Below are 26,179 nucleotides of genomic sequence, written 5' to 3' on the forward strand. Positions count from 1 at the left end.
ATATCCCTCTGGATTTTACCTGTTTGACGTAAATTTGCAGGGAATAATTTTTTCTGAAAATTTTGTGCACAGTAACCCTAATTCCGCTTAAATCCGGCTTTGTCCTCACTTCAAATCGGGATGAAGCTGCCAATAGAGAAACCATTCCTCCCCAGGTCTACCGGGTAGAGGAAGTGGAAATGGCTTTCCCAAAGGATAAAGTCGCAGGGGGAACCTGGATTGGGGTGAGTGAACATAAAAGGCTTATATGCCTCTTAAATGGGGCTTTTGAAGATCACATTAGAGAGCTGCCTTACCGCAAAAGCAGGGGAGTGGTTGTCAGGGAAATGCTGGCAACCCCCAATGCCTCTATGATGCTGAAGGATTACCTGCTCGAGAATATAGAACCGTTTACATTGATCATGGTAGACTGGAAAGAGGAACTTGGGTTTTGGGAATTGGTATGGGACGGTGAGAAAAGGCATATTTCCAAACTTCCACTTAAGGAGCATGTTTGGTCTTCCACTCCTTTATATAATGCTGAAATGAGGGACAAAAGAAGATCCTGGTTTGATAAGCTGAAAAATTCTTCAGCTTTATCTCCTGCTGAAGTCTGGGAGTTCCATCATTCAGGAGGGGAAGGGGATCCTGAAACAGATCTTGTTATGGACCGCGGCTTTGTGAAAACCCAGAGTATCACACAAATTGAGAAATCCGGTGCCGGCACAATACTCATCTACGAGGATCTTTCAGAAAAAAGTATAAAAAGACTAAAACTGGAATTTTAAACCTTCAGCTAATTTAAAGCAAAGGGGGCGCTTAATTTAAAAGAAGGAATGATCACCTTGAATTTCTTTGAAGTGGTAAAGTTGATCATATTATAATGACCGCTCATTGCTCCAAAAGGTGCGGTAAGCAGGCAGCCGCTGTTATATGTATGTGACTCTCCGGGTTTTAAAACCGGTTTTTGACCAATAACCCCTTCCCCCTGTACGATCTCTGTATTATTCAGGGCATCCTTAATGCTCCAGAAACGTGAAGTTAATTGCACGGAATCCTTGCTCTGGTTCTCGATAGTGATCTTGTAACCAAAGGCAAAATGTATCTTATAATTTTTATAAAAGGTCCCTTCGAAATTTGTTTCTACAGAGATCTTTATACCACTGGTAACTTGTTGTATCATAATCAATAGATAGCAAATGAAGCGATAAATGAGAATATCGCTGCCACGAAAGCTAAAATAAGAAATATAAAGTTGAGAAGGATAAATTTAACAATGGTTTTAAATCCTCCCTGTAGGTAGAATCTTCTCATTGCTTTATAAAGGTAGAATAAAAATGCTGCCAGCATAAGGCCGGAAACCATGTCGGTATCCAGTATATAATCAAAGATGAGGGAGATGCCTATGATAATAAAGAAGGTGGTTTGCACGTGAAAGGTAAAGATGAGGTGCTCCATATAATTAAAAGGCCTTCTTATATATAAGAGCCAGATGAAGAGGGCAAAAAGGGGTAGGAAAAAGAAGATTATAAAAGGGAGCTTGTTGATAAAATAATTAAGAAATACCTCGGGATTTTTTTTAAAGTCATTAAAATCTGTTGCCTTATTGTAGAGCCAGCGATTATATGCAGTAGGGACATGGCCAAGACTGTCCATGGCAACCCCCGGCCGTATAATTTCGGTTTCCTTATAGAATGCATCATATAAGATCAATTTTGAGGAGATGGAATTAAAGAACCCCATACTGTCCAGTTCTTCCCCGGTATAATATTTATCCCTGTAGCTTTCTGTCCCCTGTCTCTGTTGCCTGGCTAGAAGGGTATCTACATTTAAAGGGGAATCATTAAGTGCCGGTACTTTCTGAAGATTACCCCTTAGTTCCCCAATTTCCTCCGGGCTAAGCTCTTTTACCTCTCTTGCTTGATTTCCTGTATCAAATCCATCAAAGCCGCTTGTTAAACTCCAGATAAGGAAGAATAAGATAGATGCGCTCAAATAAAAGCGAAAGGGGTTGGCATACCGCATTCTTTTTCCCTGTATATAATCCCTTGAGACCTTCCCCGGGGAGAACATCAATGCTTTAAAGGTGCGCCTCACCCGGGAATCATATGCGAAAACCCCGGCGAAGAACTCATTGAAAAAATCATCAAACGCCAGTTTTTTAGTGGAATTCAATTGCCCGCAATTGGAGCAGTATTTTTCACTGCGATCCAGGGAATGGCCACAGTTTAAGCACTCTGTGCCCCTGTACTTTAAAGCAGTCCTGAACTTTTTCATACGCAGGATGGATGAATTATCCTGACCCTAATGAGATATGTTGATGGAATTGGCGCTGCCCACCCCAATGATCTGGTCGTAACGTGCTCCCAGGTCTCTAAAATAAACTAAAACCTGGTATTCATTTTCTGTCTTTTCAAAATTTCCATTGATGAACCCGGGGTCTATACTTCCATTTGGATGCACGAGTACATAGGTGTAATCATAATAGCCCTGCTTGAAGAGGCTTGCGTTTTCATAAAGCCCGGTGTCTGCATTATAATTAAGCCGGGTGCTTTCATCCAGTTCAAAGTTGTTAAAAGCTCCGTAAAGATGTAATTCTCCCCCTTCCAGTGGTTCATAATTCATAAGGCTAAAATGGGTCCAGATATATTCTGCTTCAATATCCTGGTTCCTCCCCTGCAGGGTGCGCACTACAAACTGGCCGTTTACATCGGGATTATAGGTATAGGGTTCGCTATCCCGGGTCCTGTCTGTAAATAAAAAATGATGATAGAGGTCCCTAAGTTCTACCCGGCTAATTTGAACTGTGGGGGCTCGCACATCCTTACTGTCAAATTTCAGGAATTCATTTCCTCCCCAAAAAGCTGTGGGCTGGTCATAACGGTAGATGAGTTCATTCCCAAGACTGTATTGAGGTTCCAAATTGGTTATGGCGTTCTTTAAATTGTGATTTTGCATTAAAAGTACCTTTACTGTTCTCTCAGGATTCCTAAGAAGTAGATCCGGTGAATTTATGGTGAAATTAACCACCTGTTTCCTGTTCAGGAACTGGAGGTCACGAGACCGCTTGATGAGGGTTTGGACATTGGCAATGGGCTGGTACACCATAAAACGCCTTGAAAATACAAGTTCCTTTGCATTGTTAAAGACGTTTAAAATATAATTTCCGGTAACCTTAAGACGCTGGGTATCCCTATTGGGAATTGTCAATTCATAATGAGTGTACGGTTGCAGGGTATTATAGGAATTCTCATAATTAAAGATCCTTACGTTGTCCAGCCCGTCCATATATTCAGATTTCACAAGGGCAGAGGGGGTCCAGTCGTAATTTAAATGCTCTACGGTGTAATAATAGTCTGCTTCATCTCCTATAATATCATCAAACTTTAGGGTGAGGGTTTCTCCAAGGGCAATCACGGGATTTCCGGTGATCCCGGAATTTCCTGTAAACTCAATTGTCTTTATATAATTGGGAGCAGGGACATCCAATTTTGGCTGCGCAACAATGATCCCGGAAAATAAGAGCAGAGCCCAGGCAAAAAAATATTTCATATGCGTTTTATAGGATCCCTTAAAGAAAATATTTCAGCTGTAAATTGGAGGAAAGAAACCAAAATATGACGCTTATCATTTTCAGAAAAAGAAATTTAGAATAAAGATATTACAATTTTTATTCCTTAAAATATTACTAAAGATAATATTGTCATATCCACGAAAATATTCCTTTTTCTTTGGGTAATATGGGGTTAAAATTAGTAAATTTGCGCACCTATAAAATTAATATTTAATTTACACTCCATCCTATGTCAAAAGACATTCGAATTAAAAGAGGATTATCTCTACGATTAAAAGGGGAGGCGGAAAAGCAACTTGTTGAGGCCCCAAGGTCAAAGACTTACGCCATCAAACCTCCGGACTTCCACTCAGTAATTCCCAAAATGGTTGTTAAAGAAGGAGCAAAACTCCTTGCCGGTGATGAGTTATTCTATTCCAAGTATACAGATGAGGTAAGGTTTACTGCTCCCGTGAGCGGTACTTTGCTGGAAGTAAAACGTGCTGAAAAGCGCCGTATTGTGGAAATCATTATCGAGGCAGATGCTACAGATTCTTATAAAGATTTTGGAAAGCTGAATGCCGCCACCGCCGATGCTGAATCTGTAAAGGAAAAGATCCTTAAAAGTGGTTGTGGTGCCTTTATTAAACAAAGGCCCTATGATATTGTTGCAGATCCTAAGGATACGCCAAAGGCGATTTTTATCTCTGCAGTAACAACTGCTCCTCTGGCGGGAGATCTTGGTTTCATTATCAAGGATAAAGTGGCTGCTTTCCAGGAAGGGATCTATGCGTTGCAAAAATTAACCCCAGGGAAGGTTCATCTTTCTGTAGACAAAAGTTCTGACCAGTATCTTAAGGATATTAAAGGAGTGGAATTACATAATGTAGAAGGACCACACCCGGCCGGTAATGTTGGGGTGCAAATTCATCATATAGACCCTGTTAATATGGGGGAGAGAGTTTGGACTATAGGAGCTGAAGATGTGGCTACAATAGGAAACCTCTTTCTTACAGGATATTATGTCCCGGAGCGCACTGTAGCCGTAACAGGTAGTGAAGCTCAAAACAGAAAATACTATAAGACCATTATTGGAGCCAATTCTGCTGACATTATTGGAGAGGTAACAGCTAACATCAGGATCATTTCCGGGGATGTGCTTACGGGGACTAAGATCTCTAATAACCAGTACCTTGGGTTCTACCCAAATACCCTTTCGATGATACCGGAAGGTAACCAGTACAGAATGTTTGGTTGGTTGCCATTTACATATAATAATATTCATTCCAATTCAAGAACCTCTTTGTCATTCTTGTTTTCCAATAAAAAGTTTGAACCTACAACCAATTTGAACGGGGAAGAACGTGCACTTGTAGTAACAGGAGAAATGGAAGAGGTGTTTCCAATGGAAATTTTCCCTATGCAGCTTATAAAAGCCTGTATGTCCGGAGATATTGAAAAAATGGAGAATTTAGGGATCTATGAAGTAGCTCCTGAGGATTTTGCATTGGTTGATTATACTAACACATCAAAGATAGAAGCTCAGGAGATCATTCGCTTAGGCCTTGATTTAATGATTACTGAAGTAGGTTAAAAAGTTTAATTATGGAATGGATAAGACAACGATTAGATAAATTTAAAGAACCTTTTGGAAAGGGACAGAAACTTGAGAAGTATGCTCCTGCAATTAATGCATTGGATACTTTTCTTTTTACCCCTAACCATACTACACAAAAAGGAGCCCACGTAAGGGATGCCGTAGATCTTAAAAGAACCATGATCACCGTGGTGATCGCCCTTATTCCTGCGCTTATTTTTGGAATGTGGAATGGAGGTTACCAGTACCTTTCTCAAATCCAGACAGAAGTTGGATTTTGGGAAGCTTTGGGTCACGGAGCGCTAAAAATTGTGCCAATGATCGCTGTTTCCTATGCAGTGGGTCTGGGGATTGAATTTTTATTTGCTATTAAGCGAGGCCACGAGGTGAATGAGGGATACCTGGTTACAGGGTTATTGATCCCAATGATCATGCCTATAGATATCCCTCTATGGATGGTAGCTATATCTGTAGTATTTGCAGTGTTAATAGGAAAAGAAGCTTTTGGAGGAACCGGGATGAATATTTTAAACCCGGCATTAACTGCTCGTGCATTTGCCTTTTTTGCATATCCTACATATATGTCTGGAAACCAGGTTTGGGTAAGTGAAGCCACACAAGTGGATGCAGTGACCGGAGAAACTATACTTGGTAGCCTTGCAGCCGGGGAAGGCGCTGGCTACAGTACAATGGATATGTTTATGGGATATATTCCGGGCTCTATTGCAGAGACCTCCACTTTAATGATCCTTCTGGGAGCATTACTACTTGTTTTGACCAAGGTAGGGAACTGGAGAATAATTGTGAGTGCCTTTATAGGAGCGGCCATTATGGCATTGATCTTTAATGCTCTTCCTTCTATGGGAATTGAAGGAAATGACCTTACCAATCTACCCTGGTATCAACATCTTGTAATTGGTGGACTTGCATTTGGTATTGTTTTTATGGCTACAGATCCTGTATCTGCCTCCCAAACCTTAAAAGGAATGTGGATCTATGGATTCCTCATTGGATTGTTTGCAGTGATGATAAGGATTTTCAACCCTGCCTATCCGGAAGGAATTATGTTGGCCATTCTTTTAATGAACGTGTTTGCACCGGTGATAGATCATTATGTGATCCAGGCCAGCGTGAAGAAAAGGGTGAAGAGAAAAAATGAATCCCTGAACAAGCAAATTAATACAGCAGTTTAAAATGGAACAGAAATCAGTAAATAAAACGAACAAGAACTCCTACACCTTTATCTTTTCGATAGTAATGGTGATAGTTGTGGGAACCGTTCTTGCCTTTGCCGCGACTTCTTTGCAGCCAAGGCAGTATGAGAACGCCCGCCAGGAAAAGATGCAGAATATCCTTGCTACTGTTGGAATTGAAACAGACAGGGCAGGAGCTGAAGCTTTATATAGACAGCATATTGTTGAAGAGATCGTTTTGGATTCAAATGGGGATGTGAGAGAAGGTGTGGAAGCTTTTGATGTAGATCTTGCGAAAGAACTTAAGAGAGAACCACTAGACCAAAACTTCCCTCTTTATATAGCAGAAGTTGATGGAGGTACTTATTACATCCTTCCATTAAGAGGTGCCGGTCTTTGGAATGCAATCTTTGGATACATATCACTTCAGGATGATGTGAACACAGTAAAAGGGGTTGTTTTTGACCACCTTGGAGAAACTCCGGGTCTTGGAGCAGAGATCACTAAAGAATGGTTCCGTGAAAGGTTTACAGATGAGAAGATTTTTGACGGTAGCGGTAACCTGGTAGGGATTTCAGTTGTAAAAGGTAATCCCAGTACATCAAAGGATGATAACAGGGTGGATGCAATTTCTGGTGCTACTATTACTACAGATGGGGTAAGTGATATGATTGCTGAAAGATTGCAACATTATTTGCCTTATTTTGAGAGTCAGACAGATATGAATGTTTCAAATAATTAATATTATGGCGAAGGAAACAAACAATAAACCTGTGCAATTTGCAGAGGGGACAATAGAACAAAAAGAAGAAAAAAAGAAAGAGCTTGTTCTTTTCCTTGCCGGAGGCGAAGAGAAGGAAAGTTTATTTTCCAAGAGGAACAGGAAGTTACTTTCAGATCCTTTGGATGATGATAACCCAATTACCGTACAGGTTCTTGGTATATGTAGTGCCCTTGCGATTACAGTGCAGCTGGAACCGGCAGTAGTTATGTCTATTGCGGTGGTAGCCGTAATGGCATTCTCAAATATGATCGTATCCCTTTTAAGGAATATGATTCCAAGCAGGATTCGTATTATCGTGCAGCTTGTAGTGGTAGCATCCCTGGTGGCTTTGGTAGACCAGATCCTTAGAGCATATGCCTATGATGTAAGTAAACAACTTTCTGTATTCATTGGTCTTATTATTACCAACTGTATCGTAATGGGACGTCTTGAAGCGTTCGCATTAGGAAATGGAGTATGGAGATCCTTCCTTGACGGGGTAGGAAACGCTGCAGGATATGGGCTTATACTTATCATTGTAGCTTTCTTTAGGGAATTACTTGGAGCAGGAAAGCTGTTTGGCTATGAGGTCCTTGGTCATAAAGGAGTTACCCTTGCCGAGTCTACAGGATTATATGCCCTTGGATACGAGAACAATGGTTTAATGCTGCTGTCGCCAATGGCTTTAATAGTGGTAGGTATCATTATTTGGGTACAAAGAGCTCGCAACAGAAAATTAATCGAAACCTAATCAAAACCAGATAAAAAAATCTATTATGGAATTTATAAATTTATTTGTGAGGAGTATTTTCGTAGAAAACATGGTTTTCGCGTACTTCCTTGGAATGTGTTCTTACCTGGCGGTTTCCAAAACGGTAAAAACAGCGGTTGGGTTAGGTGCAGCGGTTATTTTCGTATTGACCATCACCGTGCCAATTAACTTTTTACTTGATTCATATTTACTTCGTCCGGGAGCCTTGTCCTGGCTAGGGGCAGAATATGCCAATATTGACCTTAGTTTCCTTAGTTTCATAATGTTCATTGCCGTTATTGCAGCAATGGTACAGCTTGTGGAGATGATCGTTGAAAAATTTGCTCCGGCCCTTTATGGTGCCCTGGGTATTTTCCTTCCTCTTATTGCTGTAAACTGTGCGATCCTTGGTGGATCCCTTTTTATGCAACAAAAGGATTTTGATGGGATCTCATACGCTGTGACTTATGGTTTTGGAAGTGGGATAGGATGGTTCCTTGCTATTATAGGAATTGCGGCCATTAGGGAAAAGATCACTTATTCCAATGTGCCGGCTCCTTTAAAAGGACTGGGAATTACTTTCATAATTACCGGATTAATGGCCCTTGGGTTCATGAGTTTTATGGGTATAAAAATATAAAATAGAGATATGACAGTTATTATAGCAAGTGTAATTGTATTTTTAGTATTGATCTTAATTTTGGTTGCAGTTTTACTTACAGCCAAATCCAAGCTCGTTCCTTCTGGTCCGGTAAGTATTAATATTAATAATGAGAAGGATCTTGAAGTTGGCTCCGGTGGAACGCTTCTTTCAACCCTGGGTGAAAATAAACTTTTTTTACCCTCTGCCTGCGGGGGAGGTGGAACCTGTGTACAGTGTAAATGTATAGTCTCTGAAGGTGGAGGTACTATCCTTCCAACAGAGGAACCTCACTTTACACGTAAGGAGATTGCCCAGGGCTGGAGACTTGGTTGCCAGGTTAAGGTAAAACAGGATATGAAGATCACTATACCTGAAGAGGTATTTGGTATCAAGAAATGGGAGGCTACTGTTGTTCGTAACTTTAACGTAGCATCTTTTATCAAGGAGTTTGTAGTTGAAATCCCTGAAGATATGGATTATAAAGCCGGTGGTTATATCCAGATAGAGATACCAAAATGTGAAATAAAATATGAAGATATAGACATCACAGCTCACCCGGACGAGCACCCTGGGGAACCGGAAAAGTTCAAGGATGAGTGGGATAAATTCAACCTTTGGCCTCTGGTAATGAAAAATACAGAGACTGTTGAACGTGCATATTCCATGGCCTCCTACCCTGCTGAAGGGAGAGAGATCATGCTAAATGTTCGTGTTGCCACTCCACCATGGGACAGGGCTAAGAATGGTTGGATGGATGTTAATCCCGGGATCGCGTCTTCTTATATTTTCTCCAGGAAAAAAGGTGATAAGGTAATTATCTCCGGACCTTATGGAGAGTTCTTTATCAATGAGAGTGATGCAGAAATGTTATATGTAGGAGGTGGAGCCGGAATGGCACCAATGCGTTCTCACCTGTATGAATTATTCAGGACTATTAAAACAGGAAGAAAAGTTACTTACTGGTACGGTGGACGTTCCAAGAGAGAACTTTTCTATACAGAGCACTTCCGTGCATTGGAGAGAGACTTTCCTAACTTTAAATTCTACCTGGCCCTTTCTGAGCCAATGGAAGAGGATAACTGGAAGGTGAAGGATGGCCTCGATGGGGAAGGAGATGGATTTGTTGGATTCATTCACCAGGTGGTAATTGATAATTATTTGAATCACCACGATGAGCCGGAAGATATAGAATTCTACTTTTGTGGACCGCCCCTTATGAACAAGGCAGTACAAAAAATGACAGAAGATTTTGGAGTACCACCGGAAAATGTAAGATTTGATGATTTTGGTGGATAGATTGCCATCAACTATTTATAAAAAAAAACAGCTGCCCCCGGGCAGCTGTTTTTGCTTTGGGTTTGAAAATCCGTTTACGTGCAGTGGCTGTTTAACATGATAATTGTAATTTTGCACTTGCAATGAAAAACGAACTTAACAGGCAGGAACTTCATAACCTCGCTATGAATATTGTAGGGAAGGAACTTGAGGATGATGGCTTTGAATTCCTTGGGATAAACAGTGAATTCAAAAGAGACCCTCAATTTGTAGCCCTTAAGGATAAAAAGCTGCATTTTGTAATAGTACGTGCAGTCCTGTATCCAGATAACCCCACGATATACGACCCGGCTTTGGCAGAAAAAGTAAGAGATCACGCTGTTAAATATAATGCGCGAACGTTCTATGCAGGAGTAGGGCTCGCCAATTCCAATGATTATGAAAAGCCACTCTATAAAGAGGAAGACTATGTTGTCAATTACGCAGGCCTTCTGGAAATCAAATAATATTTTATTCCTTATTTCGGGACTGCTATTTCTGTCCTGTAGCAATCCTAAAACAAATGAGCAGGTAGTCACCGGGGAAGCCCTGGGAACCACCTATCAGGTTAAATTTTTTCATGAGGAGGAAATTCCATTAAAAAAGGGGCTGGATTCTGTTTTCGAGGTGATAAATTCCTCTATGAGTACCTATCAGAACAACTCAGATATCTCCAGGATCAATGCAGGAGATAGTACTGTAACAGTTGATGAGCATTTCAGGAAAGTATTTAATGATTCAAGAAAAATTTACCGGGAGAGTAAAGGTCATTTTGATCCTACCGTGGGTAATTTGGTGAATGCGTATGGATTTGGCCCTGAGAGAGGGAATAAAGAGCTTTCGCAGTTTGTAATTGATTCCATGATGCAATATGTTGGTTTGAATAAAATCGAGCTTACAGCTGATGGGAGAATTAAAAAAGAACATCCTGAAATATACGTTGATTTTAATGCAATTGCTAAGGGTTATGCCGTTGATGTCATGGGGGAATTTCTGGACCAAAATGGAATACAGGATTATTTGATCGAACTGGGAGGTGAACTACTGGCAAAGGGGATTAATCGTAAGAACGATGTTCCCTGGACAGTTGGGATAGATGATCCTGCACAAACATCATCTCAAAGGATTCTTACTGCCGCCTTAAGGCTGGAGGACCGGGGGATGGCGACATCTGGGAATTACAGGAAGTTTCGTATAGACAGCCTTACCGGGCTGCAGTATGTTCATACTATAAATCCTTTAACGGGAAGATCTGAAAAAAGTGATCTTTTAAGCGCCACTGTACTGGCACCAACCTGTGCCCTGGCCGATGGTTATGCAACAGCCTTTATGTCCCTTGGATTTGAAGGTTCATTGGATATGCTGGAGAGGGTGGAAGACATTGATGTGTACTTTATATATGCAGGCAAAGAAAATGAGATGAAGGTCTTTACTACCCCGGCATTTGAAGAAGCCCTGCTCAGGGATTAGGTTTGCGACACACAGGGATGATCTCTCCTTTTGCCAGCCTGTAACGATCTATTTGAGCAGTAGTTAAATTTGCTGTGTAATTCACTTCCTCCACTTCAAAACCAATAGCTCTTAACTTTTCAAAGTAATCCCGGCCATATACCCTTACGTGGTCATATTGCCCGAAGATTCTGGCTCTTTCTTCTCTTGAAGTGATGCTGTCATCCTGGAAAGTGATCTCCCTGGACAGGTCCTGGGGAATTTGCAGGATAGCTGTGCCGCCGGGGGAAAGCACCCTGTAAAGCTCTTGCATTGCCCTGCTGTCATCTGGAATATGTTCCAGTACGTGGTTGCACAAAATGAAGTCATAGGAATTATCCTTAAAAGGAAGATCACAAATATCGGCCTTTACATCTGCAAGAGGCGAATTAAGGTCTGTAGTGGTGTAATCTAAATTTTGAAGTTTCCTGAAGCGTTTGTAGAAGGCCTGCTCCGGTGCAAAATGAAGCACCTTTAGTTTCCGGGAGAAAAAATCTGTTTCTGTTCTTAAATATAGCCATAGTAAACGGTGACGCTCCAGGGAGAGGGTAGAGGGGGAGAGTACGTTCTCCCGTTGTTTCTCATATCCATAAGGAAGAAATTTCCTGAATGTCCTGCCATCAATTGGGTCTTCGTATTTGCTTCCGCGTAAAAAAAGCTGAAGGAAAGGTTTTGCCAGATAACTAAATCGAATAAGAAATGGCCGGGGGATGGTATTTAGGATCTTTTTGAAAATCTTCATACTTCAATATCGCCCCAATTCTCTCCCGATTTTATGCGGTATAATTGCATTTCAGATACTCCAAATTGCTTGGCGAGAACCCGTATCCTTGTTTTTCTATTAGGGTCCAGGAGTTTTTTCTTTAAAATGACAGCCTGGGCATAAGTGAGTTTAGAGTAGGAGGTAACCTTGCGTAATTTTCTCTTCAATTTATTCTCCTTCACCTGCGGATTGTTAAACTGGTGCTGTGTCCATTCTTCCCTGTTGGCCCAGGCAAGATTGGTAACCTGGTTCTCGTGCTTCACGTAGTTCTTATGGATCACATACTGGTCATCCTCCTTTTTATCCAAAAATAATTCAGCAATAACCCTGTGAAAATAATAACTCTTATTCTTACCATTCTTTAAAACCACTACAAATGAAAGGTAACCTGCTGTTTTTCCGCCGGAGAGAAGTTCCCCCTTTGGATTCTTCACATAACTAACTATTCGCCCGTAGTTGGATACATCATAAACAAACCTGTCCTGCCAAATTTCTTTATGCAGGGACTTCCATTGTTCATGCCTGTAGTTTTTAATCATATACTTTAGACCTGTATTGGTCCTCTTCTGTAGATTCTATTCCCAATGCTTCATAGATATACTTAAAGGTAGAAAGTAATTCTGGTTTTCCATCTACAATTGCCACATTATGTTCAAAATGAGCGCTGGGTTTATTATCGGCCGTAAGAATTGTCCAGCCGTCACGTAGTTGCTTGATCCTTTTGCTGCCTTGATTTATCATAGGTTCTATGGCCACCACCATACCCTCAACAAATTTCTTTCCTCTTCCACGCTGGCCGTAATTAGGCATTTCAGGATCCTCATGCATTTTCTTACCAAGCCCATGCCCCACAAGTTCGCGTACCACACCATAGCCATGGTCCTCACAATATTTTTGAATGGCATACCCCACATCACCTACGCGGTTGCCAACTTTGAATTCGCTAATGCCGGCATATAGGGACTCCTTTGTTACCTTAAGTAATTCGGCAGTATCAGGGTCAATCTCACCAACGGGAAAGGTGTAGGCATGGTCACCGTAATATTCATTCTTTATAGCACCACAATCAATGGATATAATATCACCTTCAACCAGGGGAGTAGCATTGGGTATTCCATGTACGACCTGGGCATTTGGGCTCATGCAAAGGGTGTTGGGAAAATCATATAGTCCCAGGAATCCCGGTACAGCACCCTGCTCTCTTATATATTCTTCTGCCAGTTTATCTAAGTAAAGAGTTGTAACCCCCGGCTTAATTTCAGATGCCAGCATACCCAATGTTCGTGAAACAACCAGGGCGCTTTCTCTCATTAATTCAATCTCTTCCCTTGTTTTGGTAATGATCATAGTTTGATTTTAAGAAAGTCAATAAGACTTTTATTTTTTCTTTTTAAGTTAGGAGTCTTCGAATTGGTGGTGCCGGTTGAAAGAGAGTGATATATTTCCCCCCATCCTTTTAACCCACCAAAATTGCGATCGTCTATAAAAATATCGGCCTGGATCTTACGGCTTAAGCCTTCATCATAAATTTCTTCAGGATAGCTTTTATTAACTGCATAAAATTCAATCCCTTTATTCCTGCAAAAATTCACAGCTTCTTCCAACTCCCTCCCACTTCTATATGTCCAAAGGATGAGATGATGCCCTTCTTCCTGTAATTTCTGAAGGGTTTCAAAGGCAAATAAAACCGGCTTTCCTATTGCCGGATATTTATTTTCTACTATTGTACCATCAAAATCTACTGCTATGGTAAGGATCTTAATCATAACAGCAAAATTAAAAATAATATAGGATTAAACTACGTTCTCCCCAATCTATTAGTTAGAATAAGAATCCTTATAATCCCTGCCGGAAACAATGGCAGCCACATCCTCTGCAAGAGATTCCTGAGAATACTCTACATATCTATTTACTTCTTCCCCATCTTTTAAAAAGATAAAAGTTGGAACCCTGGACATGTTGTAACCTTCCTCAAGATTGTCTGGTGTGGTTTTACTCCTGTCTACCCCAATCATAGTAAGTTTTGAAAGATCATAGCCGGCTTCATCAAGTAATTTGAAGAATTCCGGCACCTCCCGCCGACTATCGGGGCACCAGGTTCCCATAAACCCTACGATCTCATAGTCACCTATATTTTCCTTAATGATCTCAATTTCTTCTGCTGAAGGTTTATAATTGTCATAACCTCGGTTAAACCACCCTGCGTAAGACCCTTCCTGAAGGTCTTTTTTGGTTAATTTTCCCACGATCATATTTTGTTGATCATCATCCAGTTCTTCATCCTCATTCTCCATAACAACAGGAGAAGCTGTTGCTGCTGTTTCATTGGATTCAGGATTTTGGGTGGTATTCCCGCAGGAGGTGAAAAGTGCAAGTAGTAAAATTAAAAAACTCATTTTCATTTTTTTAGATTAAAGATTCCTGGGTCATAAGCTCTGGCTTGGTGATACCCATCAATTGAAGAATAGTCGGTGCAATGTCCCCTAAATTACCATCCTTTACATTTTTTATATCCTTATCCACCAGGATGAAGGGAACGGGGCTTGTAGTGTGAGCCGTGTTGGCAGACCCATCTGGGTTTATCATCATTTCGCTGTTACCGTGATCTGCTATGACCAGGACGCTGTAATTGTTTTCCTTTGCTGCTTCTACCACATCACGCAAACATTCATCTACTACCTCACAGGCTTTCACGGCGGCTTCAAATACTCCTGTGTGCCCCACCATATCGGGGTTCGCAAAATTAAGGCAAATGAAATCGGCACTTTCGTCCTTAATCTCAGGAACGATCTTATTCCTTAGTTCGTAAGCACTCATCTCAGGTTTCAGGTCATAAGTGGCAACTTTAGGAGAATTCACCATGATCCTTTTTTCTCCCTTAAAGGGTTCTTCCCGTCCTCCGGAAAAGAAGAAGGTAACGTGAGGATATTTTTCTGTCTCGGCTATACGTATCTGGGTTTTTCCCATGTATTCAAGTACTTCCCCAAGGGTGGTCTTTATATTTTCCTTTCTGAAAACAACGTTGATATTTTTGAAAGTATCGTCATATTTGGTTAGGGTAACAAAATATAAGGGTAGGGTTTTCATGTGGTATTCGGGCATATCCTCCTGGGTTAGTACATAGGTGAGCTGCCGGCCCCTGTCTGTCCTGAAATTAAAAAAGATAACAACTTCATCATCTTTAAGTGTCGCCACCGGGGTTCCCTGCTCATTGGTAAGAACGATGGGCTCAAGAAATTCATCTGTAATATCCCTGTCATAAAAATCCTGAACTGTTTGTTGCGCATTTTGGGTTTTAGTCCCTATGCCCCGGGTTATAAGATCATAGGCTTTTTGGACCCTTTCCCATCTCCTGTCACGGTCCATCGCATAATACCTTCCAATGACAGATGCCAGTTTCCCATCGTGTTGTTTAAGATGCTCCTCAATTTCAGCAATAAATCCTTTGCCAGAATTTGGATCAACATCACGACCATCAGTGAAAGCATGAACGTACTTTTCCTTTATTCCGAATTCATTGGCGGCTTCAACCAAACCTTTTAAATGGTCTATATGGCTATGAACCCCGCCATCACTTAATAACCCCATAAAATGTATGGGCTTCTTATTCTTTTTTGCATAATTGAAAGCCTGTTCCAGCACCGGTTCGCTGGAAAGGGATTTATTTTGAACTGCGAGATTGATCTTTGCAAGGTCCTGGTAAACAACTCTCCCTGCTCCCAGATTCATATGTCCAACCTCACTGTTTCCCATTTGCCCGTCTGGCAGGCCAACGTTCATTCCGTGAGTTAAGAGCTGGCCATTAGGAAATTCCTTTACCAGCGAATCAAAATATGGGGTGTTTGCCTGTGCAACTGCAGATACTTTTTCGTCCTGGGTTATTCCCCAGCCATCAAGGATTACTAATATTACCTTCTTCTCCATTTTAATCAATTTTAAGGTAAAGATAAAAACTATATTGCCCATTGCGAATTATACAGTTAAGAATTATATTTTCTGTGATTTGGATTCCCCGGAGTTTTTTTTATAATTTAAGCGGAAGGTTTACAGTTGTTAAGGAAAATTTTAACTTTTTCAATTGTGCAGCATGATAATAATATGGTTTAATTCACGTTGTAAGGAAGTATTGCATCTTTCGATTAATCCCCTCTAATGCCTTGAAGCTGAATATAAAGCGCTTAAATGTTAAAAGTTCGCTCAAAGGGCAATTAAAATTAAATAATTGGATCTTGGTATTGTGTTTGCATATTATTAACATATAACCAAAAAATTAAAACAATCTATGACGCATAAAATTCTAACTGTACTGGCAATTATAATTTTTTCATTCGCTTTCACGACTGCAAACGTCAACAATAATAAATCCATCAATGAACTACCGGCGCCCCTGCCGGAGACCGAAAATAAACTTTCAATAGAAGAGGAAATCGATCAATTATATGATGTTTTCTCTGCTAATAATACCACTGTTCCAAATCAGGAAAGTTTTAAAAATGGAATGATTGGATATTATAAACTACTTGACCAGGGGCTTGTTAAAAATCAAATTCTTACAATTATCGATTTTAGTCTTTCTTCCACCAAAAGGAGAATGTGGGTTCTTGATATGGCCCATAATAAAGTATTGATCAATTCTGTTGTTTCTCACGGTAAGAATACCGGAAATGAGTTTGCAACAAAGTTTTCCAATACCGTAAATTCCCTTCAAAGTTCTCTTGGTTTTTATATTACCGGTGAGACTTATATGGGTGGAAATGGCTACTCCCTATTCATAGATGGAATGGAGGAGAGGTATAACTCTAAAGCGCGTGAGCGATATGTCGTTATCCACGGGGCCTCTTATGCAAATGAAGAGGTGGCTAAACGCACCGGGAGACTTGGTAGAAGTTATGGATGTCCTGCTGTGCCTACCGCCCTTACCAATGAATTTATTGATACTATCAAAGGCCAGTCTGTACTATATATACATTCTGCCGATGAGGATTATCTTCAAAATTCTGAAATGATAAAAGCTTAGGAGCCACTTTTAAGAGCTTTCAAAAGTTTCTTGTCATAATTATAAATATCCTCGGTGAATCTTGTTCTGCCGTTCTCCCTCCAGGCGGTCCAGTAGAAATGGTGAACCTGAACCTCTTGCTTCATATCTACATGAGTTTTTTCGCCCCCCGCAATTATCTCATCTACCTTATCTGAAGTATATTCATCCTGGTCCTCTAATAAATACTTTGCCAGGTCAATAGCATCTTCCACTCTTACACACCCCGAACTCTCTGCCCTTGAATTTCTTTCAAACAAGGCTTGTGATGGGGTATCGTGTAGGTAAATAAGATACTCATTGGGGTACATGATCTTTACCCTGCCTAAGGGGTTGGAGGCCCCGGGATCCTGCCGGTAGGTAAGGCCTTTGGCCTGGTCGCCGTTCCAGTTGATCCTTGATGGGTTAACTTCGTTCCCGCTTTGATCGTACACTTTAATATTCCTGTTTGCCAGGTAATTGCTGTTCCTCTGCATCCCTGGAATTACATCCTTATTCTGAATAGTTGGAGGTATGGTCCAGTCTGGATTAAAGACCAGGTGTTTAACTTCCCGGGAAAAAACCGGGGTCTTACGGGCTTCAGTTCCCACCATTGTTTTATGGGTGCGCACTGTATCGCCGTTTTTTACCACCTGTAACCTGTAATTTGCAATATTAACAAGGATAAAATGATCGCCAAGGTCACGGGGATACCATCTCCACCTTTCAAGATTTACCAGGATTTGATCCCTTCGCTGGTCATAACCTTTGTTAAGGAACCTAATTGTATTATTTCCAATGATCCCGTCATTTTCAATACCGTTTTCCTCCTGGAAACTCTTTAGGGCTTCTGCAAGTTCTTCGGTATATTTATTTCCTGTGGAATCGGTATTTTTAAGATAGCCAAAGAATTCTAAGCGCTCCTGGATTTGTGATATGCGGGAATCTTCTTCGCCTGGCTCCACAGTTTCTCCTTCGGGGATAGCCTCAAAACCTTGAAAATTGGCGCTTAAATCCCGATACTCCTTCAGGGACTTTTTTAATTCGTTATAGATTTGATGATTAGATCTTATTTGATCCAGGGCTTTCGCAAAATCCTTTTCCTCCACAGCCTCTTCTAATATGGCCAGGTGGTCAATTTTTACTGAAGGCACGTCCCATATCTCATGCAGGTCCTTGGGATTGGTTTTTCCATTATATAGATGACTGGCATATTTTAAATACGCATCGGTCATTATGACATCAAGCCTGCTGCGTTCTTCTTCTGAAAGATCCTCTAAATTAGAAAGGTCTTCCCTTATCTTTTCTCCATGGTACTCCCCGAATATCAACCCTTCATCTTCTGAAGCTTCCAGGGCTTCCAGGAGGCCATCCCTAAGGCCAGGGCTGCTCCACGCAGGCAGGTAAGACCTGTTTTCGTAAAATGCCGTAACAGAATCCTGCATGTACAGACTTGCCGGTGGATTGGTTACTGCCTTGTGAATATATTCTGCATTCCCCAATTCCTCTATCCCGCCAAAGGAGAAGAAGCCACCCGATGATTCATTCTTACAGGCAGAAAGACTTATAATTAAAATAAGCACAAGTATATACCTTGTATGCAAAAAATGGGGATGGTGATATTTCATTCGATCTATTTTGATGGCCGGTAGCCAATGAATTAGTAATAAATATAAATTGAATACAGCTTGCTTTTTTTAACCAACTGCTTCTTCATTAAATTTTAGGTTGCAAAAAAACCTTGTAAGGGGATCCTGGATAGGGGAAAAGCTTGTAGAATGGTTAAGAATCGACAACTAAGTTGCTGCAGAGAAAAATTCCCTACCAGCAACGTAGTTATGATTTTAGTTTTATGAATCAGCTCGCACATCTGCATAGTCCTTATTCTGGTCGAACTGGACTTCAGCAAATGGGCATAGGGGATCTATTTTCAAATTCTTTTCCCGGGCAAATTCAACACTTTTTTTTACCAGGCGCGTCGCAAGCCCTTTGCCCTCGAGTTCCTGCCGGGTTTCAGTATGGTCGATCAACATTATCCCATTATCCAGTATGCTATAGGTAAGTTCAGATGTTATTCCTTTGTCATCTTCCATATAGAACATGCCTCTGCGGTCACTTTCCTTATGTTTTATCTCTTCACTCATCACTTTAAGGTTTAAATTCGGCATCCACGATCCCGTAGCTTACAGATTCCTCTGCATCCATCCAGTAATCTCTGTTAAAATCTTTCAGGATTTTTTCCCGGGTTTGATCGCAATTCTCAGCAAGGATTTTTGCGCTCAATTCTTTGATCTTAAGGATCTCGGTGGCCTGGATCTCAATATTCGAAGCCTGGCCTCTTGTCCCACCGCTAGGCTGGTGGATCATAACCTTAGCGTGTTTCTGGATAAACCTGCGTCCCTTAGCTCCTCCTGAGAGCAGGATAGAACCCATTGAAGCGGCTAAACCGGTACAAATGGTTGAAACAGGGCTTTGAAGGGTTTTCATAGTGTCATAAATGGCAAATCCATCTGTCACATAACCGCCTGGGCTGTTTATGAATAGTTGAATTTCTGTATTGTCAATGGCATCCAAATATAATAAACGGTCTATTACGTGTTTTGCATTCTTATCGTTAACCTCTCCCCAAAGGAAAACCTTTCGATGTTTTAAAAATTGCTCATCTATAAGGTCCTGGGCTTTTCCGGTTTTTTCTTTCATAAGATTTTTTTTTAATGGTATTTTGGATTTCCCTCTTTTCTTTCCGGGATATCAAAATATACCAGCTATGCTCATTTTATTAGTATATGAAAATACTAAAGATTATTAATAGCTAAAATTATGACTATTTTCGCAGAAAAGTGCAGGATGAATTTGGCATTTAACAAGATTTTAAAGAAAGACCTGGAACTGGTGATCCCATTTATCCAGGAATTGGGTGAGTATAAAACCGATGTGGCGCTTTTAAGAGCACGACTGGCAGAAATGTTTGATCAAAATTATGAATGTTTCGGCGTTTATCTGCACGGGGAGGTGATTGGTGTTTTCGGCCTTTGGTTTATGACCCGGCACTACGCGGGAAAATCTTGTGAACCCGACCATGTGTTTATTAAAACAGAATATCAAAATAAAGGCCTGGGTAAGCAAATCTTTGAATTTATCTTTCAATATGCTGAAGATAAAGGGTGTGAGACAGCTGAACTAAATTCATACGTGCACAATTTTAGATCTCACAAATTCTATATGAATCATGGCTTTGTTATCAAGGGATATCATTTTTTAAAAAAGCTATAAATTATTTTGGAAGATGAAAAATTTAACGTTTATATTTGCAGTGTACTTGCGGGAGTAGCTCAGTTGGTAGAGCGTCAGCCTTCCAAGCTGAATGTCGCCGGTTCGAACCCGGTCTCCCGCTCAAAAAAAGCCTCATTGAAAAATGAGGTTTTTTTGTTTTAAAAGGTTTTGGATAATACAGCTTTTCAAATGGAAATAAAACCCCTCGAAAACACTCCCTTATATCTTATTGTTAATTGTCTTCTTGAAGCCTTTAAGGGGTATTTTGTACCCATGCCGTCAGATCTTTTATATTGGGAGAAGCGGTTTCTTGCTGCCAGGGTTATTATGGAATATTCCTATGGCATGTTTGACAATGGCCAATTAGTAGGTTTTATAATTAATGGAATTGATAATTTCCACTCAGAGCCTACTGCCTTTAATACGGGAACGGGTGTTTTACCTAACTACAGAGGTTGTGGGATTGTGGACAAGCTTTATGAATATGCTATTCCACGACTGCAGGAGAAAGGGGTAACCCATTGTCGCCTGGAAGTTATAGTGGAAAATGAAAGGGCGATAAATGTGTATCAAAGAATTGGCTTTAAAATTACACGCCGCCTGCACTGTTTTAAAGGAAGTTTTGGTGTCCCCGGTAGTAAAAACCCATTGGTTAAAAAAATTGAACATCGCACGATCCTTAAAGGTAATTATGCTGATGAGATATTTTATTCCTGGGACCATACAAAAGAGGCGGTGCTGGCAGTGAGGGGTGATTATGAAAGTTTTCTGGTGTTTAATGAGCTTCAACAGGAAATGGGATATTTTACTGTAAACCCATCAACAGGTTATATTGCAAGATTGGAAAGGGCAGAAGTTGGTACTTATAATGACCTCCTTAGTGCAATAAGACAGGTTATAGGGGAAGTGAAGATGAATAATGTTGATGAATCCAGGATAGGTTTAAGGAGTGCTCTTACAAATGCTGGATTGGAAAATGTTATTGACCAGTATGAGATGGTAATGAAAACCTAAACCTGAGAATCAAAATATAGACAAGCCGGTCATGGTAGTAAGTTTCTCCAGAGCGGCCATACCAAGTTCAGAATTTCCTTTTTCATTGAGGATGGGACTCCATACTGCTACAGAATATTGTGCCGGATGAATGGCAACAATGCCACCACCTACACCACTCTTGCCGGGGAGCCCTACTTCAAAACTAAATTCTCCTGCTTCATCGTAGAAGCCACAGGTTTGCATGAGAGCGTTTATACGTTTTACCTTGGTTTTAGAGAGTATCTTTTCACCTGTTTCCAACATTTTCCCATTATTTGCAAAGATCATAAATGCCTTTGCCAGCTCCTCACAGGACATCGCAAGCGAACATTGATGAAAATAAAAATCTACAATGGGTTCCACCTCATTTTTGATGTTGCCTAATGCCTTCATATAATTTACCAAAGCATAGTTTCTGTAACCGGTAGATTTTTCAGAAGCAGCAATTTTATGGTCATATTCAATGCTGTCATTATCACATATCTTTCTCACAAATTCCAACAGGTCCTTCTTGGGATCATCGAGGTTTGACACCAATATGTCGCATATTACCAGGGCTCCAGCATTAATAAAGGGATTCCTTGGGATCCCTTTCTCATATTCCAGCTGGGTAAGGGAATTAAAAGGATCACCTGAGGGTTCTACATCAACCCGGTCCCAAAGGTCCTCTCCTAAAAGCTGCATAGCCATGGAGAGGGTAAAAACTTTTGAAATACTTTGGATGGAAAATTTCTCGATACTGTCCCCAAAGGAATAATGTTCTCCCTTGCCCTTATACAAATGCATTCCAAATTTTTTGGGGTCTACTTTTGCAAGTTCAGGGATATATGAAGCGACCTTACCGTAGACGTCTCTATGGCTTAGCTCTTCGTGAATGGTGTCCAGTACTTTTTGGTAATCCATGTTAATTTAAATGAGTTAAACTTCCGTTTGGCTCCAGTTCGAAAGGTACTTCATCTACTTTGAAAATGCGGGCGGGCAAAGGGCCTTTTAACGAAATTTTATCAGCTCTCACCTCCAGCCAGCTACCTTCCCTAAGCCCCACTACAGGCTGTGTGTTGAGCGTATGGAATTCTTTGATACGGGTTTCCCTTGTCTCCCCTTTATGGGTTGAATTGGTATCTGGATCGAGGTAATGAGGATTAATATTAAAAGGCACAAGGCCCAGGGTGTGGAAGCTTGGAGGGTAAATAATTGGCATATCATTGGTGGTTTGCATGCTTAACCCGGCTATATTGGTTCCCGCACTGGTTCCCAGGTAAGGAATGCCTGCCAGCAGGGTTTCCTTTAATACGCTCATTACCTTATTCCGGTAGAGCTTCTCAACAAGTAAGAATGTGTTGCCGCCTCCCGTAAATATCCCGCTGGCACCCTTAATCGCCTCGACGGGATCCTTGTATTCATGTAGGCCTTTTATTTGTATTCCTACTGGTTGGAAAGTATCTCTTACAAGCCGGGTGTATTCATCATGAGATATCCCGCCGGGCCTGGCATAGGGTATAAAGATCACTTCCCCTGCATCTCCAAAATGCTTTTTTACTTCAGGAAGGAGATATTCAAGGTACGACTGGCCGTGAAGGGTGGAGGTGCTGGCTAAAATAGCATTTTTCATAATAGATAGATTTTCTTTCCCACCAGTCATTTATATCAACCGGTGCAGGAATTTGCGTAAATTTATGGAATGTGGCGGTTTAACAAAAGTTTAGGCGCTACTTATAATATTAATAAGAATTTCAATTGTTTCTTTAGTAGCAACATGAATTTTTAAAGAGAGAGTGCTTATGCTGAGCTTTCTATCTATATTAAAAAAATAAAATTAATTATGAAAAGAGTTCTGATTATTGTTCTGCTGCTTTTTGTTAGCAATTCGCTTCTTGCCCAGGAAAAAGAGAGGAAGCGGGTGGTGGGCACCTTACAAATGCCTGCAGAGGAGGAAGTACAGGGGGTGAGTATATATAATCTCAATACCAATGCCGGTACCGTTTCCAATGATAATGGGCAATTCAGGATTGAGGTGGGGTTGAACGATAGTATTCGTATATCTGCAATCCAATTCCAGGAATTTACTGTAATAGTGAATGAAGGGGTAATGGAAAGCGGCCAGTTGAATATTAATATTACAGAGGTAGTAAACCAGCTGCCGGAAGTGATTGTAAGCCCATTTGATCTTACGGGGAATGTGAATGTTGATGTTGCCAGGATTAGAGTAGTGCAAACGCCAGATACACTTACCTCCAGGGAGGCGCAGTTCATGTATTTTGAATCTGATGCTGAACCTCGATATACATCCCCGCGACGTAATGAAGCGATGGAAATGAGCCGTACCCGGCTTGTAAATGGATTAAATTTTGTAAACTTGTTCAAAGAACTGCTCCTCGTAAGTAAGAGAGATCATATCCAGAATCCTGAATCCAGGCAGTCCTGGGATGTGAGAGAACTTTACAGTGATGAGTTTTTTAAGCAGAATCTTAATATTAAAGAAGAAAATATACCCGATTTTATTTTTTATGCCGATGCCAATGGTTTGGATGAAAAAATGCTGCAGAAAGGAAATGAACTGGATCTTATTGAGTTTTTAATTGAACAAAGCAAAAAATATAAAAAGCAGCAAGCAAGAAATTAATCCAAAAAACCTTATTGGGTGATGAGAAACAACTTATTTTTTATTACCCTTACATTATTATTTGTCCATAACACCTATTCGCAGGAAAAAATTCAATTAAAAGGCTTGCTGGTAACAGATTCCCTTGATGCTTCCTCTGTACATATAATTAACACCACCACCAGGACAGGAACGGTAAATTCGTCCACCGGTAGGTTTAATATCGAAGTTAGGGAAAATGACACCCTGCTTATTTCTTCCATTCAGTTCATCAATGAGGAAATTATTATTTCCCATGATATTTTTAATTCAGGACAACTGCGCATACAGCTTATAGAAGATGTAAATGAGCTCCCAGAGGTGAAATTAAGTAATATTGGCCTCACAGGTAATATTAATACAGATGTTGCTTCCCTGGATATTGTGAAGGACATGCCTGTGAATATGAGATTTGGGGATATCAAGCACACCAGGTTCGAGGCAGATATAAATGACCCGCAGGCAGCACCGGATAATTTAGCATTTAAAGAAAACCAGGTAATGAGCCACGCCGGGGCTACCAGTGTTGACCTGCTTGCTGCAGCCAGTCTCATTGGTGATCTTTTGGGAATTAAGAAAAAACACGATTCGCAGCCGGTTGGAAAAATAAACCTGCCATTATCCCGCCAGATAAGGGAAATGCTGGGAGACTCTTTCTTTATAAAATCATTAGGTATAAAAGAGGAGAATATAGGGGATTTTGTATTCTATCTGGATGACACTGGCCTCACCGGTGAAATGCTGAAGAAAGAAAACCAATTTGCTTTAATTGAATTTCTTTTTGACCACAGTGCAAAGTACAAAGCATTACGTGGTTTTGAATAATGATATGATCCTGTCACCTGGCCTGGATAAGAAATTGCAATTAAGATGTTATTTATTTCTGTTAGTAATATGCCCGTATTTCCTAAACGCGCAGGATTTGCTTAGGGGAACAATCGTAGCTGATTCCCTAATGGAAGCTTCTGTGCATATTATAAATATAACACAGCAAACAGGTACCGTTAATTCAGCTTCAGGGAGTTTTGAATTAAGGGTAAAGGAAAATGATACCTTATGGTTTACTTCTTTGCAATATAAAAAGGAGGAAGTGATCATTTCAGCAGAAATATTTCAGCAAAAATTTTTCAGGATTAAACTTAAGGAAGCTATTAATGAATTGTCTGAAGTTAATATAAGCAATATTAACCTTACCGGAAATGTTGAGACAGATCTTGGAAATATACCTGTATTCAACAAATATAACCTGGGGGTTCCATTGAGAACAAAGCCTCTTCCCACCGCTGAGGAACGAAGATTATATTCAGCTTCAAATGCCGGAGCACTAGGATTTGTGATAAACACCCTAACAGGCGAGATTAAGAAATTGAAAAAAGAAAAGGAAATTTCTGAACTGCTGAGGCTTGTGTATAAGATTGAGAAACTAATTGAAAAAACGTATTTTTTAGAAGATTTGGGGATGAAGGATTTTGAAGTATCTGAATTTCTGTATTATTGTGCAGAGAAAGATGACCTGAAATCTATAGTAGCAGGAGAAAATATACTTCTTCTTATGGAATACTTTTCGACGATGTTACCACGTTATAGAGCATATCTCAATGAGCAATGAAGATTTAAGATTACCTAATTAAGAATGATGAAAGGGATAATATTTATTATAGCATTTTTCAATTTCTCAGCCTTTACTGCTGCGCACAAATTTTATGTAAGCGTTACAGAAATTGAGCATAACCAAAAAAACGAAAGTTTACAGATAATTTCCCGGGTCTTTATCGATGATTTTGAGAATGTCCTTAATCTTAGATATTCGCAGGGTTTGACATTGGACCCCCGGGACGAATCTCCAGGAGCTGAAGATTATATTAGGAAATACCTTAATCAAAAGCTTCAGTTAACAGTAAATGGTAAAACTGTCGATATAGAATACCTGGGGAAAGAGTATGAGAATGATATGCTGGTTTTTTATATAGAAGCACCCGGAATAAAGGATGTAAAAAATGTCCTTGTAAGAAATACTGTTCTTATGGATATGTTTGAAGAGCAAAAGAACCTGGTACACGTGAAAGTGAAAGGAAAAACAAAAAGCATGGTGCTTGTAACTGGCAGGGAAGAAAATACTTTAAATTTTTAGGTTAATAGCAACTACTGGCTATAAATAGCTATTTTAGACGT

General features: G+C 40.3%; 30 protein-coding genes and 1 tRNA gene. 17 read left to right on the plus strand and 14 right to left on the minus strand.

The genetic code is table 11. The annotated features are described in order from the left end of the window. The first annotated feature begins 62 nt into the window (after window positions 1-62). Window positions 63-767 (plus strand): NRDE family protein, encoded by a 705-nt coding sequence (locus FHG64_RS13570; RefSeq protein WP_139066909.1) that lies wholly within the window; start codon window positions 63-65, stop codon window positions 765-767. 8 nt (window positions 768-775) lie between these two features. On the opposite strand, the gene apaG is transcribed toward FHG64_RS13570, so the two are convergent. The 3 genes from apaG to FHG64_RS13585 are packed head-to-tail and all read right to left on the minus strand — an operon-like array spanning window position 776 to window position 3,531. Then, entirely contained in the window at window positions 776-1,162 is a 387-nt protein-coding gene (apaG, locus tag FHG64_RS13575) for a Co2+/Mg2+ efflux protein ApaG (protein ID WP_139066910.1), read from the minus strand. 2 nt (window positions 1,163-1,164) lie between these two features. Beyond that, window positions 1,165-2,256 (minus strand): DUF3667 domain-containing protein, encoded by a 1,092-nt coding sequence (locus FHG64_RS13580; RefSeq protein WP_139066911.1) that lies wholly within the window; start codon window positions 2,254-2,256, stop codon window positions 1,165-1,167. Window positions 2,257-2,283: 27 nt separating this feature from the next. Further along, entirely contained in the window at window positions 2,284-3,531 is a 1,248-nt protein-coding gene (locus FHG64_RS13585; protein WP_139066912.1) for a type IX secretion system plug protein, read from the minus strand. Window positions 3,532-3,782: 251 nt separating this feature from the next. Between FHG64_RS13585 and FHG64_RS13590 the strand changes: the two genes are divergently transcribed. The 8 genes from FHG64_RS13590 to FHG64_RS13625 all read left to right on the plus strand — a co-directional run bounded on the left by FHG64_RS13590 (window position 3,783) and on the right by FHG64_RS13625 (window position 11,263). Continuing rightward, complete coding sequence (locus tag FHG64_RS13590) at window positions 3,783-5,126, plus strand: Na(+)-translocating NADH-quinone reductase subunit A (RefSeq protein WP_139066913.1); 1,344 nt, start codon at window positions 3,783-3,785, stop codon at window positions 5,124-5,126. Window positions 5,127-5,137: 11 nt separating this feature from the next. Continuing rightward, entirely contained in the window at window positions 5,138-6,322 is a 1,185-nt protein-coding gene (locus FHG64_RS13595) for an NADH:ubiquinone reductase (Na(+)-transporting) subunit B (RefSeq protein WP_139066914.1), read from the plus strand. A gap of 1 nt (window position 6,323) precedes the next feature. Further along, window positions 6,324-7,064 carry a Na(+)-translocating NADH-quinone reductase subunit C gene (locus FHG64_RS13600; RefSeq protein WP_139066915.1) on the plus strand — a complete coding sequence of 247 codons (741 nt, stop codon included), beginning with the start codon at window positions 6,324-6,326 and terminating at the stop codon, window positions 7,062-7,064. A 4-nt stretch (window positions 7,065-7,068) separates the two neighbouring features. Next, the gene (locus tag FHG64_RS13605) at window positions 7,069-7,836 is read left to right on the plus strand and encodes an NADH:ubiquinone reductase (Na(+)-transporting) subunit D (RefSeq protein ID WP_139066916.1); all 768 of its coding nucleotides are present in this window, start codon (window positions 7,069-7,071) and stop codon (window positions 7,834-7,836) included. 25 nt (window positions 7,837-7,861) lie between these two features. Continuing rightward, complete coding sequence (gene nqrE, locus FHG64_RS13610) at window positions 7,862-8,476, plus strand: NADH:ubiquinone reductase (Na(+)-transporting) subunit E (RefSeq protein WP_139066917.1); 615 nt, start codon at window positions 7,862-7,864, stop codon at window positions 8,474-8,476. Window positions 8,477-8,485: 9 nt separating this feature from the next. Then, window positions 8,486-9,775, plus strand: a complete 1,290-nt coding sequence (gene nqrF / locus FHG64_RS13615; protein ID WP_139066918.1) for an NADH:ubiquinone reductase (Na(+)-transporting) subunit F — start codon at window positions 8,486-8,488, stop codon at window positions 9,773-9,775. A 122-nt stretch (window positions 9,776-9,897) separates the two neighbouring features. After that, window positions 9,898-10,260, plus strand: a complete 363-nt coding sequence (locus FHG64_RS13620) for a Na(+)-translocating NADH-quinone reductase subunit F (protein ID WP_139066919.1) — start codon at window positions 9,898-9,900, stop codon at window positions 10,258-10,260. Then, window positions 10,223-11,263, plus strand: coding sequence for an FAD:protein FMN transferase (locus FHG64_RS13625; protein ID WP_139066920.1), 1,041 nt, complete (start codon window positions 10,223-10,225; stop codon window positions 11,261-11,263). Before FHG64_RS13620 ends, FHG64_RS13625 begins: the two co-directional genes overlap by 38 nt. Here the strand turns inward: FHG64_RS13625 and FHG64_RS13630 are convergent. Genes FHG64_RS13630 through gpmI form a run of 6 tightly spaced genes read right to left on the minus strand, consistent with a single transcriptional unit; the run spans window position 11,253 to window position 15,968 of the window. Then, a complete protein-coding gene (locus tag FHG64_RS13630; protein ID WP_139066921.1) occupies window positions 11,253-12,023 on the minus strand; it encodes a class I SAM-dependent methyltransferase in 771 nt (256 codons plus the stop codon). The two genes, FHG64_RS13625 and FHG64_RS13630, sit on opposite strands and share 11 nt — an antisense overlap. Continuing rightward, window positions 12,020-12,583: an HNH endonuclease family protein gene (locus tag FHG64_RS13635; protein ID WP_139066922.1), complete on the minus strand. Its 564-nt coding sequence runs from the start codon at window positions 12,581-12,583 to the stop codon at window positions 12,020-12,022. Before FHG64_RS13635 ends, FHG64_RS13630 begins: the two co-directional genes overlap by 4 nt. Further along, the gene (gene map / locus FHG64_RS13640) at window positions 12,576-13,391 is read right to left on the minus strand and encodes a type I methionyl aminopeptidase (RefSeq protein WP_139066923.1); all 816 of its coding nucleotides are present in this window, start codon (window positions 13,389-13,391) and stop codon (window positions 12,576-12,578) included. The genes FHG64_RS13635 and map overlap by 8 nt, the downstream gene beginning before the upstream one ends. Next, window positions 13,388-13,810 (minus strand): BT0820 family HAD-type phosphatase, encoded by a 423-nt coding sequence (locus FHG64_RS13645; RefSeq protein WP_139066924.1) that lies wholly within the window; start codon window positions 13,808-13,810, stop codon window positions 13,388-13,390. The genes map and FHG64_RS13645 overlap by 4 nt, the downstream gene beginning before the upstream one ends. 51 nt (window positions 13,811-13,861) lie before the next feature. Next, entirely contained in the window at window positions 13,862-14,440 is a 579-nt protein-coding gene (locus FHG64_RS13650) for a TlpA family protein disulfide reductase (RefSeq protein ID WP_139066925.1), read from the minus strand. 10 nt (window positions 14,441-14,450) lie between these two features. Further along, window positions 14,451-15,968: a 2,3-bisphosphoglycerate-independent phosphoglycerate mutase gene (gene gpmI / locus FHG64_RS13655; protein ID WP_139066926.1), complete on the minus strand. Its 1,518-nt coding sequence runs from the start codon at window positions 15,966-15,968 to the stop codon at window positions 14,451-14,453. 358 nt (window positions 15,969-16,326) lie between these two features. Between gpmI and FHG64_RS13660 the strand changes: the two genes are divergently transcribed. Continuing rightward, on the plus strand, window positions 16,327-17,061 hold the full coding sequence (locus tag FHG64_RS13660) for a murein L,D-transpeptidase catalytic domain family protein (protein ID WP_139066927.1): 735 nt from the start codon (window positions 16,327-16,329) through the stop codon (window positions 17,059-17,061). Here FHG64_RS13660 and FHG64_RS13665 read toward each other — a convergent pair. The 3 genes from FHG64_RS13665 to FHG64_RS13675 all read right to left on the minus strand — a co-directional run bounded on the left by FHG64_RS13665 (window position 17,058) and on the right by FHG64_RS13675 (window position 19,758). Continuing rightward, on the minus strand, window positions 17,058-18,686 hold the full coding sequence (locus tag FHG64_RS13665; RefSeq protein WP_139066928.1) for a L,D-transpeptidase family protein: 1,629 nt from the start codon (window positions 18,684-18,686) through the stop codon (window positions 17,058-17,060). The two genes, FHG64_RS13660 and FHG64_RS13665, sit on opposite strands and share 4 nt — an antisense overlap. A 222-nt stretch (window positions 18,687-18,908) precedes the next feature. Beyond that, complete coding sequence (locus FHG64_RS13670) at window positions 18,909-19,202, minus strand: GNAT family N-acetyltransferase (protein WP_139066929.1); 294 nt, start codon at window positions 19,200-19,202, stop codon at window positions 18,909-18,911. Window positions 19,203-19,206: 4 nt separating this feature from the next. Then, window positions 19,207-19,758 carry a ClpP family protease gene (locus tag FHG64_RS13675; RefSeq protein WP_139066930.1) on the minus strand — a complete coding sequence of 184 codons (552 nt, stop codon included), beginning with the start codon at window positions 19,756-19,758 and terminating at the stop codon, window positions 19,207-19,209. A gap of 120 nt (window positions 19,759-19,878) precedes the next feature. Between FHG64_RS13675 and FHG64_RS13680 the strand changes: the two genes are divergently transcribed. From FHG64_RS13680 to FHG64_RS13690, 3 genes are all read left to right on the plus strand, one after another. Next, window positions 19,879-20,331, plus strand: a complete 453-nt coding sequence (locus tag FHG64_RS13680) for a GNAT family N-acetyltransferase (RefSeq protein ID WP_139066931.1) — start codon at window positions 19,879-19,881, stop codon at window positions 20,329-20,331. A 48-nt stretch (window positions 20,332-20,379) separates the two neighbouring features. Then, window positions 20,380-20,452 (plus strand) — tRNA-Gly (locus FHG64_RS13685). A 68-nt stretch (window positions 20,453-20,520) separates the two neighbouring features. Then, window positions 20,521-21,345, plus strand: coding sequence for a GNAT family N-acetyltransferase (locus tag FHG64_RS13690; protein WP_139066932.1), 825 nt, complete (start codon window positions 20,521-20,523; stop codon window positions 21,343-21,345). A 9-nt stretch (window positions 21,346-21,354) separates the two neighbouring features. On the opposite strand, the gene FHG64_RS13695 is transcribed toward FHG64_RS13690, so the two are convergent. After that, window positions 21,355-22,269 (minus strand): glutaminase, encoded by a 915-nt coding sequence (locus FHG64_RS13695; protein WP_139066933.1) that lies wholly within the window; start codon window positions 22,267-22,269, stop codon window positions 21,355-21,357. A 1-nt stretch (window position 22,270) separates the two neighbouring features. Next, the gene (gene pepE, locus FHG64_RS13700) at window positions 22,271-22,978 is read right to left on the minus strand and encodes a dipeptidase PepE (RefSeq protein ID WP_139066934.1); all 708 of its coding nucleotides are present in this window, start codon (window positions 22,976-22,978) and stop codon (window positions 22,271-22,273) included. Window positions 22,979-23,188: 210 nt separating this feature from the next. Between pepE and FHG64_RS13705 the strand changes: the two genes are divergently transcribed. Genes FHG64_RS13705 through FHG64_RS13720 form a run of 4 tightly spaced genes read left to right on the plus strand, consistent with a single transcriptional unit; the run spans window position 23,189 to window position 26,138 of the window. Continuing rightward, on the plus strand, window positions 23,189-23,989 hold the full coding sequence (locus FHG64_RS13705; protein WP_139066935.1) for a peptidase associated/transthyretin-like domain-containing protein: 801 nt from the start codon (window positions 23,189-23,191) through the stop codon (window positions 23,987-23,989). A 21-nt stretch (window positions 23,990-24,010) separates the two neighbouring features. Continuing rightward, window positions 24,011-24,832 (plus strand): hypothetical protein, encoded by an 822-nt coding sequence (locus tag FHG64_RS13710; protein WP_139066936.1) that lies wholly within the window; start codon window positions 24,011-24,013, stop codon window positions 24,830-24,832. Then, the gene (locus FHG64_RS13715) at window positions 24,789-25,616 is read left to right on the plus strand and encodes a peptidase associated/transthyretin-like domain-containing protein (protein WP_139066937.1); all 828 of its coding nucleotides are present in this window, start codon (window positions 24,789-24,791) and stop codon (window positions 25,614-25,616) included. The genes FHG64_RS13710 and FHG64_RS13715 overlap by 44 nt, the downstream gene beginning before the upstream one ends. A 24-nt stretch (window positions 25,617-25,640) precedes the next feature. Further along, on the plus strand, window positions 25,641-26,138 hold the full coding sequence (locus FHG64_RS13720; RefSeq protein ID WP_139066938.1) for a DUF6702 family protein: 498 nt from the start codon (window positions 25,641-25,643) through the stop codon (window positions 26,136-26,138). Window positions 26,139-26,179: the final 41 nt, after the last annotated feature.

Origin of the sequence: Antarcticibacterium flavum, assembly GCF_006159205.1 — a bacterium.
GTDB classification, from domain to species: Bacteria; Bacteroidota; Bacteroidia; order Flavobacteriales; family Flavobacteriaceae; genus Gillisia; species Gillisia flava.

What these genes read in the sequence shown, in the direction of transcription:
- apaG (WP_139066910.1), bottom strand. Translation starts at nt 1,162, where the DNA reads ATGATACAACAAGTTACCAGTGGTATAAAGATCTCTGTAGAAACAAAT.
- FHG64_RS13580 (WP_139066911.1), bottom strand. Translation starts at nt 2,256, where the DNA reads ATGAAAAAGTTCAGGACTGCTTTAAAGTACAGGGGCACAGAGTGCTTA.
- FHG64_RS13585 (WP_139066912.1), bottom strand. Translation starts at nt 3,531, where the DNA reads ATGAAATATTTTTTTGCCTGGGCTCTGCTCTTATTTTCCGGGATCATT.
- FHG64_RS13590 (WP_139066913.1), top strand. Translation starts at nt 3,783, where the DNA reads ATGTCAAAAGACATTCGAATTAAAAGAGGATTATCTCTACGATTAAAA.
- FHG64_RS13595 (WP_139066914.1), top strand. Translation starts at nt 5,138, where the DNA reads ATGGAATGGATAAGACAACGATTAGATAAATTTAAAGAACCTTTTGGA.
- FHG64_RS13600 (WP_139066915.1), top strand. Translation starts at nt 6,324, where the DNA reads ATGGAACAGAAATCAGTAAATAAAACGAACAAGAACTCCTACACCTTT.
- FHG64_RS13605 (WP_139066916.1), top strand. Translation starts at nt 7,069, where the DNA reads ATGGCGAAGGAAACAAACAATAAACCTGTGCAATTTGCAGAGGGGACA.
- nqrE (WP_139066917.1), top strand. Translation starts at nt 7,862, where the DNA reads ATGGAATTTATAAATTTATTTGTGAGGAGTATTTTCGTAGAAAACATG.
- nqrF (WP_139066918.1), top strand. Translation starts at nt 8,486, where the DNA reads ATGACAGTTATTATAGCAAGTGTAATTGTATTTTTAGTATTGATCTTA.
- FHG64_RS13620 (WP_139066919.1), top strand. Translation starts at nt 9,898, where the DNA reads ATGAAAAACGAACTTAACAGGCAGGAACTTCATAACCTCGCTATGAAT.
- FHG64_RS13625 (WP_139066920.1), top strand. Translation starts at nt 10,223, where the DNA reads ATGTTGTCAATTACGCAGGCCTTCTGGAAATCAAATAATATTTTATTC.
- FHG64_RS13630 (WP_139066921.1), bottom strand. Translation starts at nt 12,023, where the DNA reads ATGAAGATTTTCAAAAAGATCCTAAATACCATCCCCCGGCCATTTCTT.
- FHG64_RS13635 (WP_139066922.1), bottom strand. Translation starts at nt 12,583, where the DNA reads ATGATTAAAAACTACAGGCATGAACAATGGAAGTCCCTGCATAAAGAA.
- map (WP_139066923.1), bottom strand. Translation starts at nt 13,391, where the DNA reads ATGATCATTACCAAAACAAGGGAAGAGATTGAATTAATGAGAGAAAGC.
- FHG64_RS13645 (WP_139066924.1), bottom strand. Translation starts at nt 13,810, where the DNA reads ATGATTAAGATCCTTACCATAGCAGTAGATTTTGATGGTACAATAGTA.
- FHG64_RS13650 (WP_139066925.1), bottom strand. Translation starts at nt 14,440, where the DNA reads ATGAGTTTTTTAATTTTACTACTTGCACTTTTCACCTCCTGCGGGAAT.
- gpmI (WP_139066926.1), bottom strand. Translation starts at nt 15,968, where the DNA reads ATGGAGAAGAAGGTAATATTAGTAATCCTTGATGGCTGGGGAATAACC.
- FHG64_RS13660 (WP_139066927.1), top strand. Translation starts at nt 16,327, where the DNA reads ATGACGCATAAAATTCTAACTGTACTGGCAATTATAATTTTTTCATTC.
- FHG64_RS13665 (WP_139066928.1), bottom strand. Translation starts at nt 18,686, where the DNA reads ATGAAATATCACCATCCCCATTTTTTGCATACAAGGTATATACTTGTG.
- FHG64_RS13670 (WP_139066929.1), bottom strand. Translation starts at nt 19,202, where the DNA reads ATGAGTGAAGAGATAAAACATAAGGAAAGTGACCGCAGAGGCATGTTC.
- FHG64_RS13675 (WP_139066930.1), bottom strand. Translation starts at nt 19,758, where the DNA reads ATGAAAGAAAAAACCGGAAAAGCCCAGGACCTTATAGATGAGCAATTT.
- FHG64_RS13680 (WP_139066931.1), top strand. Translation starts at nt 19,879, where the DNA reads ATGACTATTTTCGCAGAAAAGTGCAGGATGAATTTGGCATTTAACAAG.
- FHG64_RS13690 (WP_139066932.1), top strand. Translation starts at nt 20,521, where the DNA reads ATGGAAATAAAACCCCTCGAAAACACTCCCTTATATCTTATTGTTAAT.
- FHG64_RS13695 (WP_139066933.1), bottom strand. Translation starts at nt 22,269, where the DNA reads ATGGATTACCAAAAAGTACTGGACACCATTCACGAAGAGCTAAGCCAT.
- pepE (WP_139066934.1), bottom strand. Translation starts at nt 22,978, where the DNA reads ATGAAAAATGCTATTTTAGCCAGCACCTCCACCCTTCACGGCCAGTCG.
- FHG64_RS13705 (WP_139066935.1), top strand. Translation starts at nt 23,189, where the DNA reads ATGAAAAGAGTTCTGATTATTGTTCTGCTGCTTTTTGTTAGCAATTCG.
- FHG64_RS13710 (WP_139066936.1), top strand. Translation starts at nt 24,011, where the DNA reads ATGAGAAACAACTTATTTTTTATTACCCTTACATTATTATTTGTCCAT.
- FHG64_RS13720 (WP_139066938.1), top strand. Translation starts at nt 25,641, where the DNA reads ATGATGAAAGGGATAATATTTATTATAGCATTTTTCAATTTCTCAGCC.